Origin of the sequence: Algoriphagus sp. oki45, from assembly GCF_036245605.1 — a bacterium.
Taxonomy (GTDB): domain Bacteria; phylum Bacteroidota; class Bacteroidia; order Cytophagales; family Cyclobacteriaceae; genus Algoriphagus.
This window is the reverse complement of sequence record NZ_BTPC01000003.1, coordinates 356,740-372,095: the sequence shown is the minus strand read 5'-3', so window position 1 is coordinate 372,095 and position 15,356 is coordinate 356,740. Positions and strand designations below refer to the sequence as shown.

The 15,356-nt window shown below is 43.3% G+C and carries 14 protein-coding genes; 3 read left to right on the top strand and 11 right to left on the bottom strand.

The features are described 5' to 3' along the window. Position 1: 1 nt before the first annotated feature. From AAA942_RS15695 to AAA942_RS15680, 4 genes are all read right to left on the bottom strand, one after another. A complete protein-coding gene (locus AAA942_RS15695) occupies positions 2 to 535 on the bottom strand; it encodes a DUF1573 domain-containing protein (RefSeq protein WP_338221239.1) in 534 nt (177 codons plus the stop codon). 95 nt (positions 536 to 630) lie between these two features. Further along, entirely contained in the window at positions 631 to 933 is a 303-nt protein-coding gene (locus AAA942_RS15690; protein WP_338221238.1) for a YtxH domain-containing protein, read from the bottom strand. A gap of 7 nt (positions 934 to 940) precedes the next feature. After that, positions 941 to 2,125 (bottom strand): transcription antitermination factor NusB, encoded by a 1,185-nt coding sequence (nusB, locus tag AAA942_RS15685; RefSeq protein WP_338221237.1) that lies wholly within the window; start codon positions 2,123 to 2,125, stop codon positions 941 to 943. Positions 2,126 to 2,243: 118 nt separating this feature from the next. Next, positions 2,244 to 3,344, bottom strand: a complete 1,101-nt coding sequence (locus AAA942_RS15680; RefSeq protein WP_338221236.1) for a Glu/Leu/Phe/Val dehydrogenase dimerization domain-containing protein — start codon at positions 3,342 to 3,344, stop codon at positions 2,244 to 2,246. A 146-nt stretch (positions 3,345 to 3,490) separates the two neighbouring features. Between AAA942_RS15680 and AAA942_RS15675 the strand changes: the two genes are divergently transcribed. Together AAA942_RS15675 and AAA942_RS15670 are read left to right on the top strand one after the other, a co-directional pair. Then, positions 3,491 to 5,281: an ABC transporter ATP-binding protein gene (locus tag AAA942_RS15675; protein ID WP_338221235.1), complete on the top strand. Its 1,791-nt coding sequence runs from the start codon at positions 3,491 to 3,493 to the stop codon at positions 5,279 to 5,281. 63 nt (positions 5,282 to 5,344) lie between these two features. Then, a complete protein-coding gene (locus tag AAA942_RS15670) occupies positions 5,345 to 5,668 on the top strand; it encodes a hypothetical protein (protein WP_338221234.1) in 324 nt (107 codons plus the stop codon). Between the two features lie 87 nt (positions 5,669 to 5,755). Here AAA942_RS15670 and AAA942_RS15665 read toward each other — a convergent pair whose 3' ends face one another. The 7 genes from AAA942_RS15665 to hemW all read right to left on the bottom strand — a co-directional run bounded on the left by AAA942_RS15665 (position 5,756) and on the right by hemW (position 13,613). Then, positions 5,756 to 7,120 carry a peptidylprolyl isomerase gene (locus AAA942_RS15665; RefSeq protein ID WP_338221233.1) on the bottom strand — a complete coding sequence of 455 codons (1,365 nt, stop codon included), beginning with the start codon at positions 7,118 to 7,120 and terminating at the stop codon, positions 5,756 to 5,758. 38 nt (positions 7,121 to 7,158) lie between these two features. Then, the gene (locus AAA942_RS15660; RefSeq protein WP_338221232.1) at positions 7,159 to 9,156 is read right to left on the bottom strand and encodes a peptidylprolyl isomerase; all 1,998 of its coding nucleotides are present in this window, start codon (positions 9,154 to 9,156) and stop codon (positions 7,159 to 7,161) included. A gap of 88 nt (positions 9,157 to 9,244) precedes the next feature. Beyond that, entirely contained in the window at positions 9,245 to 9,658 is a 414-nt protein-coding gene (locus AAA942_RS15655; RefSeq protein WP_338221231.1) for an ATP-binding protein, read from the bottom strand. Further along, on the bottom strand, positions 9,659 to 9,991 hold the full coding sequence (locus tag AAA942_RS15650) for an STAS domain-containing protein (RefSeq protein ID WP_338221230.1): 333 nt from the start codon (positions 9,989 to 9,991) through the stop codon (positions 9,659 to 9,661). Positions 9,992 to 10,010: 19 nt separating this feature from the next. Beyond that, entirely contained in the window at positions 10,011 to 12,080 is a 2,070-nt protein-coding gene (locus tag AAA942_RS15645) for a GAF domain-containing SpoIIE family protein phosphatase (protein ID WP_338221229.1), read from the bottom strand. A 95-nt stretch (positions 12,081 to 12,175) separates the two neighbouring features. Continuing rightward, on the bottom strand, positions 12,176 to 12,487 hold the full coding sequence (locus AAA942_RS15640; RefSeq protein ID WP_338221228.1) for a DUF721 domain-containing protein: 312 nt from the start codon (positions 12,485 to 12,487) through the stop codon (positions 12,176 to 12,178). Positions 12,488 to 12,491: 4 nt separating this feature from the next. After that, positions 12,492 to 13,613, bottom strand: a complete 1,122-nt coding sequence (gene hemW / locus AAA942_RS15635) for a radical SAM family heme chaperone HemW (RefSeq protein ID WP_338221227.1) — start codon at positions 13,611 to 13,613, stop codon at positions 12,492 to 12,494. A gap of 43 nt (positions 13,614 to 13,656) precedes the next feature. Here hemW and AAA942_RS15630 point away from each other — a divergent pair, with 43 nt between their 5' ends. Continuing rightward, positions 13,657 to 15,351, top strand: coding sequence for a BamA/TamA family outer membrane protein (locus tag AAA942_RS15630; protein ID WP_338221226.1), 1,695 nt, complete (start codon positions 13,657 to 13,659; stop codon positions 15,349 to 15,351). Positions 15,352 to 15,356: the final 5 nt, after the last annotated feature.

Genomic DNA, 15,356 nt, shown 5'->3' with positions numbered 1-15,356 from the left:
ATTATCTCTTCAGAGGACCAGCAGGAGCAGCAGCTCCTGCCAATTTTGGAGTTACAGAACCCTTCATTCTCAAGCGGGTTACTGTAGGGTTGGTGTTGGCTTGGATAGTCACAGTAGGAGCCTGAGAACCGGATTTAGCAGTAGAGTTAAATACTACTTTCACAAATCCGCTTTCTCCTGGATTTACAGGTGATTTAGTCCAGTCAGGGCTAGTACATCCACAGGATGCGGTAATGTTGGAGATGACCAACGGAGCCTGACCGTTATTGGTGAAGTTGAAGATGTGCTCAACTACTTGTCCTTCGTTGATGGTTCCGAAATCGTACTCCATTTCCTGAAACTCAAATGCACCCATAGAGCTGGGATCTGCCGTAGATGCGGTCTGTACATTTACAGGAGTCACTGCAGTATTTGAATTTTCAAGTTGGGCGATTTTTTCTTCCAAAGCTTTGATTTTGTCAGCTTGATCGTCCTTTTGGTTGCATGCGCCAAGCAAAGCTACCACGGCAAGCACGCTGAGAAATTTAATTTTCATAGGATTATAATTGTTTGATTTTATCTGAATTTCAAATGGATGTACTAGGAAAACCTAATCTGTTTTTGATTGGTTTCCGGAGCATTGCCAGTTAATCAGTTTTTCCCTTGGTTGATTTGCTCAATAAGTTTATTGACATCGCTAAGAAGGTTCTCAGCTTTGTTTTTGGCTTCGCTGATTACTCTTTTACCTTCAGTCTTTGCTTCGTTCAGGTGAAGTTCTTTTCCTTCTACCAACTCTTTGATTAGCTCTTCCAGCTCTTTTTGGTATTTGGAAAGTTTGAAGGTAAGCTTATCTCTAGTATTAGCTCCGGTATCCGGTGCAAATAGGATTCCCAATGCGGTACCCACTCCGGCACCGACTAGAAAGGCGAGTAAAGTATTGCTGTTCTTGCTCATAGTTTTCTTATTTATTGTCTAAAAGTCCTCGACCACTCTTACGTATTTGGCCGCTTTCGGTTAGTTCTTTGGATAAAACATCCAATAAACCATTAACAAACTGCTTGCTTTTCGGTGTACTGTATGTTTTTGAAATGTCTATGTATTCATTGATACTGACCTTAACCGGAATACTTGGGAAGTTTTTCATCTCAGCAAGTGCCATGGAGATGATCACTTTATCAGTGAATGCCAAGCGCTCAATATCCCAGTTTTTGGTTTTTTGTGCGATCAGTGCTTTACTTTTCGCATCGTTTTCGATGGTGAAGTTAAAGATATTTTGAAAAAATTCCCTGTCTTCGTCCCAGTTCATGGCAATTTCGGGAAGTCTGTTGTCCTCTGAATCAGAGATATTGGAGGCATTTTTCAAAACTTTGGAAGCCAAACTTCTTACCACCGACTTGTTTTCAGTCCAATTCAGATCCTTTTCTGAAAAGAAGTTGAGCATCACTTCATTTTTGAAAATGATTTTTTTGAGCAGATCATCTGCCAGTTCGTAATCCTGCTCGATGGTAGGCTCAGCAATTTGCAGATAGGCCTGGTAAATTTCACTTGGTTTGATGTAATCTCTAAACCACTCTTTGATCTCCAGCTCGATGTCGTCTAGGTTGACTTGATTCCTTATTAGGGCGTTTTGGTAGTCCTGCGACTCCCGAATCTTTGCTAATACCTGATTCTTGGCCAGATTAAGGTCGTTTCCAAAACCAACCGGACTGTCGCCCGCCAATTTTTTCTTTTTGGCAAAGTCTTTCTCAACATGCTGAGCAAATGCCTGCAAAAGTTCAATTGCAAGGAGATAGAGTTGGGGAATTCGCTCAGCAGATGCCACCATGTTTTTCAGCAGAAACTGCTGGTCTTTCTCGTTGGCATTTTTGTATTGCTTCAGTGCTTCCAAAACTACCTTTTTGATTTTTGGACTGGCATCAGAGGCTCCCAGAAGTTGGGGGTTTTCAATATTTTGGTCAAAAAGGCGAAGCGCTTGCTCGGCTTCTTTGTTCAGTTGGGCTTTATCCTGCACTTCCATGCTGTTGAGATCGGGAAGAAAGGATTCTTTGATGAAGTCCTTGGCGAGGTTAAGGTTGGATCCTTTGCATTGTTCATAGGCGTAGAGATTTTGAAAAGCCTTGACCCTTAGGATTCTTCTGTTAAGCATAGTATTGTTAAAGAGCTGTAAATATAGGGAATTTGGGAGTGCCAACCCTATGGTGAATAGGACAAAAAACCCACCGACTCTTTCTAATCGGTGGGTTTTCAAAGGAGTAGGTCGAGAATCAGAAGGATAATTTTACCCTTCCAATAGCTTCAATTCTTTCTTTGGCTGCCTTGATGGCAGCTTCCTGAGCTGGAATATTCTCCTTCTCGGATTTATTCAAAATAGAAAGACAGGTATCATAGATTTTTTCGGTCTGCTTGTAGACAAGCTCCTCGTGGTAATCTCCGTAGTATTCTGCACCGACATTAATTACCCCTCCGGCATTGATCAGGAAATCCGGAGCGTAGATAATTCCTTTCTGCATAAGGATTTTACCGTGCTTGTCTTCTTCTGCCAGCTGATTGTTTGCTCCACCGGCGATGACGGTGCATTTCAGTCGGTCAATTGTTTGATCATTGATTGTAGCCCCCAAAGCACAAGGGGCGTAGATGTCCATGTCCAAATCATAGATTACACCCGGGTCTACTACGGTAGCTCCGGTGTTTTTGGCTACTTCCTGAAGTTTGTCTTCGAAAATATCGGTAATGAAGATTTCTGCTCCTTCTTTTACCAAATGGTCAATCAAGTACTTTCCAACCTGTCCCACACCTTGCACTGCGATTTTTTTACCGGAAAGGGAATCATTTCCGAAAGCTTTTTTGGCAGCTGCTTTCATCCCTACATAGACTCCGTAGGCAGTCACTGGAGAAGGATCTCCTGCTCCGCCCTTGATCTGAGGAAGCCCGGTGACATGATTGGTTTCCATGGCGATGTACTCCATGTCTGAGGTCTTCATGTTTACGTCTTCAGCAGTTACATATCTTCCTCCGAGGCTTTCTACAAATCTTCCAAACCTTCTCAGGAAGGCTTCATTTTTCAGTTTTGGGTCACCAATGATGACTGCCTTGCCTCCGCCGAGATTCAAGCCTGCCAAGGAATTTTTGAAAGTCATCCCCCGAGAAAGCCTCAATACATCCGTGATTGCCTCTTCCTCAGTAGCATAAGGCCACATTCTAGTCCCGCCAAGTGCCGGCCCCAAAATAGTATTGTGAATTCCGATGAGTGCTTTCAGTCCAGTAGCCTGATCATGGCACACTACCAACTGCTCATGGTCCATCGTGGTGATCTGTCCGAATATGGATCCCTCTCTCACCGTTTCGGTTGTTTTAATCTCTAACATGCGAACTTAGCTTTTTAGAATGTGTTATATTTGGGTTGTGTCCTTTGCTATCAGGCCGATACAAAATTAAATACTTTTATCAGCCTTCAAAGCAAACTCATCCGCAGTTTAATTAAGTTTATTTCCGTTTTAAAAGTTTTTATTTGGTGAAGCCGCTTTGGAGATTAAATAAGTATTTGTACAAATACAAGGGTCTATTGCTTTTGGGGATAGGATTTACTGTCATTTCCAACTTCTTCGTAATAATCCCCGCGCAGCTGGTCCGAATAGCAATAGATTATGTGGTGGAGAGCTTTGCGCTTTATCGCCCTCTTATGAACGGCGGATTGGGCGAAGCAGCGAGAGATAATTTTCTTCAATACGTACTCGTATTTGGGCTGTTGATCTTGGCTATGGCTCTATTGAGGGGGCTTTTTCTCTTTTTGGTACGGCAGACCATTATTATCATGTCCCGTAGGATCGAATATGACATGAAAAATGAGCTTTTTGACCATTACCAGAATCTTCCTTTAAGTTTTTACAGAAAAAACAGTACCGGTGACTTGATGGCAAGGATTTCGGAAGATGTCAGTCGGGTCAGGATGTATCTCGGACCAGCCATTATGTACGGTGTTGGACTTTTGACCCTTTTCCCAATGGTGATTTATTATATGATCAGGGTAAATGCTGAGCTTACACTATATTCTCTTTTACCTCTTCCTGTACTTTCCCTGAGCATTTATTTTGTCAATAATCTTATTAATGAACGTTCTGAGCGTATCCAGCGAAGTCTGTCCGGACTAAGTACTTATGTGCAGGAGGCCTTTTCCGGGATTCGAGTACTCAAGGCATTTGTAAGAGAGGAAGATTCTTCGATGGCGTTTGCAGAGGCGAGCGAAGAATACAAGGAGAAATCCATTGCACTGACTAAAGTCAATGCCCTCTTTTTCCCATTAATCATGGCATTGGTGGGAGTATCCACCATTATTACGGTCTATGTTGGAGGCTTACAGGTCATTGAAGGGCAAATTGGATACGGGGTGATTGCTGAGTTTATTTTGTATGTCAATATTCTTACCTGGCCGGTGACTTCCTTAGGTTGGGTAACCAGCATTGTCCAGCGGGCAGCGGCTTCCCAGACAAGGATCAATGAATTTTTAGATGCCAAAAATGACATGATCAGCACAGAAAAAATCAAGACCGAAATTGATGGAAATATTGAAGTACAGGATCTGACCTTCGTGTACCCTGATTCAGGAATCAAAGCTCTGGACTCCATTTCCTTTAAAATCAAAGCAGGACAGACCTTGGGAATCATTGGGACTACAGGCTCAGGAAAATCAACTATTGCCAATCTGCTGATGCGAATGTATGATCCTACTTCCGGTGTAATCAAGGTGGATGGGAGAGAATTGCCCCGATACGATGTGGCAGATTTGAGGAGACAGATTGGATTTGTGCCACAGGATGTGTTTTTATTTTCGGATACCATTGCCAACAATATCGCGTTCGGATTGGACCATGCAGACCGTGAACTAATTGAGCAGGCTGCCAAGGATGCTGACGTCTATCAGAATATCATTGATTTTCCAAAAGGATTTGAAACTCTTCTTGGAGAAAGAGGAATCACCCTCTCGGGCGGGCAAAAGCAACGGGTTTCCATTGCGAGGGCTATCGCCAAGGAGCCCAAAATTCTCATATTGGACGACTGCTTGTCTGCTGTGGATACCAAGACAGAAAATGCCATTCTTTCTGCGCTAAAATCCATCATGAGAGACCGAACCTCGGTAATCATTTCTCATCGGGTCTCCTCTGCCAAGCTCGCAGATCATATCATCGTGCTCCATGATGGGAAGATCATCGAGCGGGGAAACCACGAATCCCTTATGGATCAAAAAGGCGTCTACGCCGAGCTGTATGAAAAGCAGACCCAAGCCGGTGAGCCGGTGGATTCGTGAGAATAGCTGTTGAATTTCAGCTTTTTCCGTAACTTCATGATCCAGCACTAAAATTTTTGAATCATGGAAAAGAAGAAAACCGCAACAGAAGAAATCGAAGAAGTCCTTCAGGAAATTGGTCAAAAAATAGAAGAATTGATTGAAAAGGGGAAAGAGGCCGGTTCGGATGTCAAGGAAGAAATAGAGAAAAAGATCAAGGATCTGAAAGAAAACAAGACCTCTTTGGAGGAAGAATTGAAGAAAGCCAAGGATCTTCTCAAAAAGGAATACGAAGAAAAGAAAGAAGAAATCGAGCCACGATTAAAAGAATCCAAAGGCTTTGTTGTGGAGGGCTTGAGACAGTTGGGCTTGGCCTTCAAGTCCTTATTTGGAAAAAGCAAATCCTGAGGAAAGGAGCCCGGCTTTCAAGGATCAAAAAAATACCCTCATGAAATAGTAAGTTCATGAGGGTATTTTTTATTCTCGGCCGATTATTTATTTGCCTTGAAGGGCATTGCAGCGGTCATAGCTTGGGTCAATGTCTATGAATACATCTTCCTTTGCAGTCAAAAACCATTTTTCAAGCAGCTCATCCTCTTTTCTTCTGAGAGTAGCTGCTTTCAGCTTTTCGTAATCATCCTCCAAATTAGCCCGGTGAGCAGGGTATCGGGCTTTGTAAAAGAGAATCCTAACCTTGGTCCCTTCCCGTGGATCTTCAAATCTCATGGGCTTGGTCATGTCTCCTACCTGCATCGTATCTATTGTAAAATAAAGCACAGGGTCTTCAAGGGTTCTTAGAGAAAGACGGTTGGAGTTGGTGGCTGGATCTACAAAGAATCCTCCATTATCTGATGTAGTTCTGTCATCAGAGTATTCTTTTGCTGCCTTTGCAAAATCGATTTTACCGTTTTCGATCTCAGTTTTCAAGCTGTCCAGGTAGCGCTCTGCTTTTAAAATATCGTCTTCCGTGGGTGCGGGGATAAGAAGAATATGTCGCGTATTGTAGGAAGTCCCTCTGTTTTCCAGCAGCTGTATCATGTGAAAACCGAATTGGGTTTCAACAGGATCACTGATTTCGCCCTGTCTGAGTCCTAGGGCAGTGGATTCATATTGAGGGGCAAGTTCTCCCCGTCGGAAAAATCCCAAATCTCCACCTTGGGCAGCAGAACCGGGGTCTTGGGAATACCGTCTTGCCAAATCCGCAAAATCAGCCTTTCCATCCAAAATATCTTTTTTAAACTGGAGTAATTGGTTGACCATTTGGTCTCTTAGGGCAGGATTGATGGTGGGTTTCTTTACAATTTGCCCTACCGTAGCTTCAGAGGTAAAGAGAGGAAGCGAGTCTTGAGGTATGCTGTTGAAAAAGGATCTGACCTCAGCAGGCGAGACGGTTACACCTTCGGTGATTCGACCTCTCATACGTGTCACGATGAGTTGCTCGCGGATCACATCCTCGATTTCTGCTTTGAGCTGATCGGCAGTTTTGCCATATACTTGTACCAAGACGTCTTCGTCTCCTCCAAACTGTTGCATCACGGCACTGAAACGGCTATCTACTTGAAGCATCACCTCTGCATCAGTGACAAATATGGAGTCAATCTCTGCCTTGGCCACCATAAGTTTATTGATGAGCAAGGATTCGAACACGTCACATCTTGAAGGAGCTTCCACTCCCTGTTGGGCTTGGGAAAGTGCCTCCAGATAAGATTTCTGAATATCTGACTCCAAAAGGATATTGTTGTCTACTTTGGCTACAATCTTGTCCAGTACTTGTCCGGTTTGGGCGGGCTCCTGAGCTAGGGTCTTTACGGCTAATCCGACAAAGGCTAGAATTGCAAACAGATGGTTTATAGTTTTCATAGAAATGTTCTTTCCTGTCAAGCTTCCGTTGCTTACGGTTATCGATTGAGAGCTAGATAAGCCTCCTCTTTGACCGCATTGTTTACATTGACAGGATACTTGGTTTTAAGCGATTGGGTGAGTGTGTTTTCCAGATAATCCTGATAATCTCGAATTACCAATCCTCTGGATTCTTCAAATTTCCTTGGGCCTGCGGCAAACTTCTGGCCAATTACAATCAGGTAGGTTTGGCCATCCACTTGAATTTCCTGATAATTTTTGTTCATATCCGCCTTGGAGAGCACCGGATGATCTGTGTACTCAAATACTCCGGACTGAGTTTGAAATGCCAAAGGAGAATTGCTTCGGTAATTGTCCTCAAAGGCCCTGACCAGGGAGGAATTGTACCCTCCGTTGCTCAGTTGATTTCGAGCAGAGGTAAGTTGGCCAGAATCGAGTACTTTCACTATAAAGGCCTCCGCACGATCTTTCCATTGATAATTGGAAATATTTTTTCTGTAATACTCCACCTGGCCTAAGGAATCCATCAGCCCTTTTTGCCAAACCTCCTTATTCATCAAGGAGAAGAGCAATATCCCATCCCGATACTCCTTGGTGAGCATTTGATATTCTTTATTGCTCGAAGAGATATCCTGAACTTCTGTTTCAGAAAGGATGTGAGCCACATATCTGTCGTACCAAAAGTCAAAAGTCCCTTCTTTCGGATTATTTCTTACTTCCAGGTCTTTCATGTATTCGGCGAGATCCTTGGCCAAATAAGTTTTGCCTTTCAGTGAAAAAAGAGGGACTTGGTAAAGACTTTTAGCTGTCATTTGGGCTTCGAAATCAGCTTTTTCAATGCTGTTCAGTTCCTGTCCCAATTTGGAAACTGAGGCTTCATCTTCTTTGAACCCATAGCGAGCTTTCTGCACGGCCACCACTTGGGATTGAATCATTCGAGAGCGGCTGTCTCTGAGAATTTTTGACCGAATACTTTCTTCTAATTCCTCGAATGAGGAAAGAGGCTTTTTATCCTCCAATCTGAGAATATGATAGCCATATTGGGTGCGAATGGGAGGGGAGACTTCTCCAATTTCCGTAAGGGAGAAGGCCGCCATTTCAAAATCCGGAATCATTGCACCCACCCCAAACCATGGCAGAATACCTCCTCTTTGGTTGCTGGCCAAATCTTCGGAGTAGTTCAGAACGATATCTTCCCAAACGGTGGATTCTTTCTGTATTTCAGTGTAGATATCTGCGATTTTTCTTCTTGCATTGGCCTCCTGCAAGGAATCGTTGGGCTCGAAGCGTACCAAAATATGAGAAACCTGAACTTGTCCAGGGTTGTGTTTGCGGTCTTGGACTTGAACGATGTGATAGCCATAGTTGGTCAGCACGGGGTCAGACACTTGCCCAACTTGGAGGTTGAAGGCAGCATCTTCGAAGGGCTGTACCATTTGAAGGCTAGTAAAATAGCCTAAGTCTCCACGATTGGACTGTGCAGAAGGGTCATCGGAATATTGAACCGCCAGTTCATTGATATTGGCTCCATTTTCAATGTCGCCCTTGACTTTCAGTGCCATTTTCAGGACGATCAGGCTATCCTCTGTACTGGCGTTGGTGGGAAATTGGAACAGGATATGACTCGCTCTGACAATTTCCTGCATCCGGGAATATGCTTTTCTCAATTCTCCTTCTTCCAGAGAGTTTCTGATCAAAAATGGAGCGATCAAAGTTTCCTTGAATGAATCAAATTCCCTTCTGAATTCTTCGGTTTGGTCAAGTCCTTGGGCTTCTGCCTCTCGGACCTTGAGCTGATAATTGATGAATAAGTCCAGATTTTCTTCAAATTCTTCCCGGCTGATTCCTGGAGAAGAATCTACCGGGCCTGATTTGGAAATCAAGTACACCAGTTCGTCTCGTTGGATCGATTTGCCACCTACGGTCAAGAGTACCGGTGATTCCGCCGGGTCTTGCCCAAAGGAAGGAGAAACGAACTTTCCAGAGAGAGAGATGAAAAGGGAAAAAACAAATGCCGAAATGATCCGGTGCTTCATGAAATGGAATTCCTATTTGACGATGCAATGTTACAAATTTATCAGGAATTCAGGGAGATTGCTTTTGCTGGGAAGGATTTAACCAAAATTAGGAACGAAACCACTTGATAAGCCTGCAGGTGTTTACTCCGTCTTTGGATTCAAACTCTATTTCGTCCATGATTTTTCGGACCAGAATGATTCCCAAACCTCCCTTTCTCTTTTCTACCATGACTTTTTGAATGTCTGGCATTTCATACTCTAGCAGATTGAAGGCTTCTCCTTGGTCAGAGATTTCCACGATCAGTTTTTCCTCCGAATCCTTGATTTCCAGATGGATTTGATCTTTGGGATTACATCCGTGGGAGTGAATGATAAGATTGGCACAGACTTCTTCTACAGCTAAGGTTACCTGGAGACGATCGATTTCGGATAAGGCATAGTTTTCCAAAGAGCTTTGAATAAAAGCCCGAAGATTTACCAAAGCTGAGGTTTGGCAGGATATATCTACCTGGTATTTCATTTACTTGGCCAATGCTTCTGTTTTGTCCGGGTAAATTGGAATTAGCTTATCCAAGCCAAGAATGCGGAATACTTCGACCACTTTGGGACTCAGTCCAGATATTTTTAAAGTGATATCTTTTTCCTGAAATTCTTCCAAATAAGACATGAATACCCCCAATCCTGCTGAGGAAATGTATTCCAAATTTCTTCCGTCAATCAAAATGGAACGGGATCCATTTTGAACTAAATCCTGAATGGCTTCATCCAAGATGACAGAGTTACTTGCATCTACTTCCCCGTCCAGGCTAAGGATATCATGCAGGTCTTCTTTGGTTTTTTCCAGTCGGAGCATATTGGGTTATGGTTATTTCTTACTTAGATAGATGGTGAGGATGAAACTTTACCACCATTAGTGAGTAATCGTCATCGATCATTCCGTTGCCTCCTACGAAGTCATGGAGCGTATCAATCAAGATATTCTGTATTTCTTTAGGACTTTTATCGGGGTGCAATTCGACCAGGCTCCTGATTCTTTCAAAACCAAATTGTTGTCCTTTTTGATTTTTGGCTTCTACTATTCCGTCAGTAAACATCACCAGAATATCTCCTTCACCATATTCCATGGTTTTCTCCTGAACGTGATTTTCGTACTGTCGGTTTCTTAATATTCCTAATCCCAAACCGTCCTGCATCAGAAAATCGGACTTTTTCTCTTCAGCTTTGTAGAAAAGCGTAGGAACATGCCCTGCCCGGGAGTGGCAGATCTGTTTGGATTGGGTATTTATTAAGAAAATCGAGGCTGTGATGAAATGATTTTTGCTCAGGCAGCGGCTCAGTGCCGAATTGGCCTGAATCATAAACTGTGCAGGAGAAAGGTCCAGCTGAATGAGACTCTGGAATATTCCTTTCATTTGCGCCATGTGGAAGGCTGCAGAGGTGCCTTTTCCCGACACGTCTCCCATGATTAGAACATACTTTTCTTCACTGATCGCGAATGTGTCGTAGTAATCTCCACCCACCTCATCAGCAGCATTGGAATAGGCGCAGATCTCGAAAGTATCCGGGTGATCCAGTCGGGTAGGTAGCAGGGATTTTTGTACGCGCTGAGCGATTTTGAGTTCCTCCTGATAGCGTTCGTTCCGGATGGCTTGATTTAGCAATCGGTGGTTTTCTACCGCGATACTTGCTTGTCTAGAAAAGGTGGTGATTATGCCGATCATTTCCTTGTTGAAACCATCACGAACCTCTTTGACCAACAGGATTTGACCAATTTTTTGATTATTGACTACCAAGGGCACGACTAATGCAGATTGGTACTTCATATGATCCAGCCTTAGGTTCAGGGGCTGAAGTAGATTTACAGAAGTTGATTTTTCCCATTCTTCTATGGGAATTTCCATGATCTTAGCCAAGCTTTCTCTGTCTTTGTCATCCAAAAATCGAAGCTGAATAGGAGTGTTTTTCCCCCCTTCATGGACATCCAGCCATGCTCCATCAGCATAGGAGGCGCTCATGCAGGAATCCATCAGGATATCCAAAACCTGCTCTTCGTTTTCCTCTGGTTTGATCGACTGGCTGAGTCGCTGAAAATTGATCGTTTCGGTTAGTTTTTGCTCGAAGACCGAGGAAGTCGGTAGGTTGAACAGGGTGACCAAGAAGCTAAATAATCCATACAAAAAGATAAAGCCAAAGAGAGAAATCAGAAAGAGGTTGTCCGTCAAGTTGACTTGATAGATTTCTGCATCGCTGTAGGCTAAAAATCTAGTGAAAAGGAAGGCCGTACTGACCAAAATGAGAAAAAGAAAAAGCAGAGATTTCCATTTTTCTTTGAAATTCAGATAAGGGATCCACTTGAGATTTCCGGCCAAAACAGCCGAAATGATCAATAGGATAACCAATCCGAAAATGAAGGAATAATCCAGGTTGTTTTTGTTGAAAAAAACAAAAAACATGGCTACCAGCAAAGCAAATTCAAAGGCTTGCCATTGCTTGACTACCTGTTTTGTTTTTTGATAGAGAATGAGCGTTTTCCAGAGTAGAGCAGTGGAAATGAGGAAAATCGTAGTCAGTGCAAAATTGATATGATAGAAAAAGTTTTTGAGAAAAGGGTCAGCGCCGAGTTTGCTTTCCCCTAAAGAAAAATAGAAAAGCTCGATCACCAGGGCAATTCCACTGGCAAAAATACCTGTGGAGGCTCCTCTCCAGACCATTTCCAGAAAGTTTTTCTGCTTGTTTTTTTCCAGGGAATTGGTATAAAAAAAATATACGCAGATAAAGAAAAGAATTTCAAGAATCCAGGTGATTTCACTTGAAATTCCGGACTCCAGAGAATTGATCATTCCAAATATCCTGACCAAATCCACAAAAAGCAGTGCCAGCCACACCAAAAGGGATAGTAGGAGTGTCAGTCTGCCGATATGGAATTTGGGTAGCTTGATCATGGATAAATGATCACAATAATACTCAATCTGATCTAAACTGAATCAGTGAAAGCCCAACCTAGTGCCGGGCAGGTGTTAAAAATTGTAAACCGGACTTATAAGACCACCAAGTCATCCACGACTCCCTGTCCTACATGGTCGTCGATGAGTGCCAGGATTTTGGAGCGGTTGAGGAGAAGCTCTTTCTTCAGTGGGCCGGAACTGATGCGTACATAGAGCTTCTTTTCTTTGACAAACAGTCCATTGGTTCGGCTGGAGATGGTTTTTCCTACGATTTCAGGCCAGGAATTGATCAATAGGTTTTCTTGGTATTTGCCTTCCAGCCGGTAGGCTTTGAGCAGCTCTTTGAATGCTGACTCAAGTGGAGCAGCTTCTTTTTTTCTACCGGGGTTGTTGTCGTAGGCCATAGATTCAGACGAAAAGTTCGGCAGCGATACTGTCTGCCAATAGCATTCCTGATGGAGTCAAAGATAGGGTATTCTCTTCCTGAATCAGCCATCCTGACTGTTCAAATTTGTGGATCTCTCGCTCTTTCTCCTCCTTCAGCCAAATTCCAAATTTTTCTGCAAAAGCCTTTAAATCCAATCCCCAAATTGTCCTGAGGGAAGTTAAAATCAACTCGTTGGCTCGGTCTCCGGGAGTGTCTTCCTCAATTTCATAAACCAACTCTCCAGAGCCTAGGGCATCCAGGTATTTGGCATTGGACGCCAGGTTTGCACCTCTGGTTTTTCCGTCAAAAGAATGTGCACTTGGGCCAATTCCCAAGTAAGGAACTCCTCTCCAATAGTTTGCATTGTGCAGAGCCCAATTTCCGGGTTTGCCAAAGTTGGAAATTTCGTATTGGATATAGCCTGCTCTTTGGGTCTCTTCCTGGAGCCATTCCAATTGCTCCGCAACATAGTCCTCATCAGCTGGGGTAAATTTTCCTTTTTTTGTCCAGTTGCCCAAGGCGGTTTTGGACTCTACAGTCAGGCTGTAAGCAGAAATATGTCCGGGGTCTTGCTCCAGAGCTATTCGAAGGTCTTTTTTCCAAAGGCCATGATCAGAATGAGGAAAACCATAAATCAGATCTATGCTGAATTTTTCAAAACCCGCCTTCCTGGAAATTTCAAGAGCATTTAAGGCTTGGTCGGCTGAGTGACTTCGATTGTAAAACTTAAGGATTTCGGCTTGGAAACTTTGAACACCCAAACTCAGACGGTCTATCCCCAAGAATTTCCATTCTTCCAGCTGCTGGGGATTAAGGTCATCGGGATTGGCTTCCAAGGTGACTTCTTCCAGCTCGATGGAGTAATGGCTTTTGACCGAAGATAAAATCGATTCCAGCTGAGAACTGCTCAAAAGAGAAGGAGTGCCTCCTCCGAAGTATACGGTAGAAATCTTTTCTCCCTTCAGCTCATCTTTACGGAGTGTGAGCTCCAGTATGAGGCAATCTACCAGCTCAGCTACTTTGGAAAGGTTGGTCGAAAAATGGAAATCGCAGTAATGACAAGCCTGTCTGCAAAATGGAATATGAATATAGATGCCTGCCAAAGGGATTTCGGTTATTTTGCAAATATAACCAATCCCCCTATCCTTGAAGTTTAGGTTTGAATTCCTTTTTCTGCTTCTTCTTTTCTTCCCTCTATGCCTTCGAGGGCAAGAGGTATTTGGGGTATTTCTAGAAGTAGAAAATATGCCAATACAGGATGTTTCCTACTTTTTATCCAAAGAGCGAGCCGCAGGCCAAGCAGATTCCAGTTTGAAACAAATACTGTCCAAGGGATTCCTCCAAGCCAAAATCTTGGAGAAGGCCGGACAAGACACTCTGGTCTATCAGGTAGTATCGGGGCCTTTGTACTCCTGGAGCGAACTTAAACTTTCCTCAGTTCCGGAGGAATTTTTAGAGGCTAAAGGCCGGCCAGGAGAGGAATATACCGCACCTTATCTGTGGATAGAAGAATTGCTGGATTTTGCGGAGGACAAAGGCTTGCCTTTTGCGGAGGTAAAAATTGATAGTGTTCAAATCCATGGAACTAAACTTGCCGGAAAAATTGATTTCCAACCAGGTCCATTGATTACATGGGACAGCCTTTCTTTGGCTGGAAATGTAAAGACCCGTACTACTTATATTCAGCTCCTTTCGGGCTTAGAAGTTGGTAGGCCTTTTTCTCAGCGTAGATTGGAGGAATCTACCAAACTGCTTCAGAAATCTCCTTATTTTTCACTGAGCGGGTTACCTGAGGTCCGTTTTCAACAGCAAAAAGCTAAACCCGTTTTTTCCTTGCAGGAGAGAAGGCTGAATGTTTTTGATGGAGTGGTTGGTTTTTTACCCAATGAAAATGAGCCCGGAAAGCTTCTGGTCACAGGGCAGGTAGACTTGCAGTTGTATCATTTGGGTGGAAAAGGAAGGGATATTTCACTTCAATGGCAGAGGCTAAATGTGCAGTCTCAAGCTCTGGATTTGAAATACAAAGAGTCATTTATCTTCAGGTCGCCTTTGGATGCTTCCGTGCAATTTAGCCTATTGAGACAGGATAGCTCTTTTGTCAATCGTTCTTTTGTGCTTGACTTTGGCTATCGGGTATCGGAAAGCGGCTATTTAAACTTTTTTACTCGGAGACAAGCCGGAGATTTACTGGAGCAGCCTGAGTTTGACCTTGAGAAGTTACCTGCGGCTATAGATTACCGCTGGAATCAGTATGGAATAGGTGGAGAATGGAATCTTTTGGATGATTTGAGATTTCCCAGAAAGGGATGGAGGCTATCCGGAGAATTTTCCGCAGGGAATAAGCGAATATTAGAAAACACAGGTATTCCTGAAGATCTTTATGAAGGGCTCACAGAGAGTTCAACTCAGATCCAAGGAAGGGTAGAGGTAGAAAAGCATATTTTTCTTAAGCCTGCCTGGGGGATGTGGATTCGAGGTTCTGGGGGTATCATCGATAATCCAAATCTTTTTCTCAATGAACTATTTCGGATAGGAGGGCTTAATAGCATTCGAGGCTTTAATGAGAAGTTTTTCTTTGCCCGCCATTATGGATTTGTCAATTTTGAGCAGCGGCTGTTTTTTGGACAGAATTCCTATTTGATGGTCTTTGGGGATTTTGGGGTGCTGGATAATCCTTATTTTTCTCCTCAAAAGGACACACCTTTTTCTTTTGGATCAGGAATTAATTTGGACACGGAAGGAGGATTGTTCAGTTTTGTGTTTGCGCTGGGCAAGTCAAACGTTCAACCTTTGTCCTTCGAGTACGCTCGTGTGCACTTTGGATATTTAGCAAGATTTTAATCAGG

Bases quoted from the DNA above. Each gene is read 5' to 3' on its own strand.
- AAA942_RS15690 (WP_338221238.1), bottom strand. From the start codon at position 933: ATGAGCAAGAACAGCAATACTTTACTCGCCTTTCTAGTCGGTGCCGGA.
- nusB (WP_338221237.1), bottom strand. From the start codon at position 2,125: ATGCTTAACAGAAGAATCCTAAGGGTCAAGGCTTTTCAAAATCTCTAC.
- AAA942_RS15655 (WP_338221231.1), bottom strand. From the start codon at position 9,658: ATGAAATACCAGGTAGATATATCCTGCCAAACCTCAGCTTTGGTAAAT.
- AAA942_RS15645 (WP_338221229.1), bottom strand. From the start codon at position 12,080: ATGATCAAGCTACCCAAATTCCATATCGGCAGACTGACACTCCTACTA.
- AAA942_RS15640 (WP_338221228.1), bottom strand. From the start codon at position 12,487: ATGGCCTACGACAACAACCCCGGTAGAAAAAAAGAAGCTGCTCCACTT.
- AAA942_RS15650 (WP_338221230.1), bottom strand. From the start codon at position 9,991: ATGCTCCGACTGGAAAAAACCAAAGAAGACCTGCATGATATCCTTAGC.
- AAA942_RS15660 (WP_338221232.1), bottom strand. From the start codon at position 9,156: ATGAAGCACCGGATCATTTCGGCATTTGTTTTTTCCCTTTTCATCTCT.
- AAA942_RS15695 (WP_338221239.1), bottom strand. From the start codon at position 535: ATGAAAATTAAATTTCTCAGCGTGCTTGCCGTGGTAGCTTTGCTTGGC.
- AAA942_RS15680 (WP_338221236.1), bottom strand. From the start codon at position 3,344: ATGTTAGAGATTAAAACAACCGAAACGGTGAGAGAGGGATCCATATTC.
- AAA942_RS15670 (WP_338221234.1), top strand. From the start codon at position 5,345: ATGGAAAAGAAGAAAACCGCAACAGAAGAAATCGAAGAAGTCCTTCAG.
- AAA942_RS15665 (WP_338221233.1), bottom strand. From the start codon at position 7,120: ATGAAAACTATAAACCATCTGTTTGCAATTCTAGCCTTTGTCGGATTA.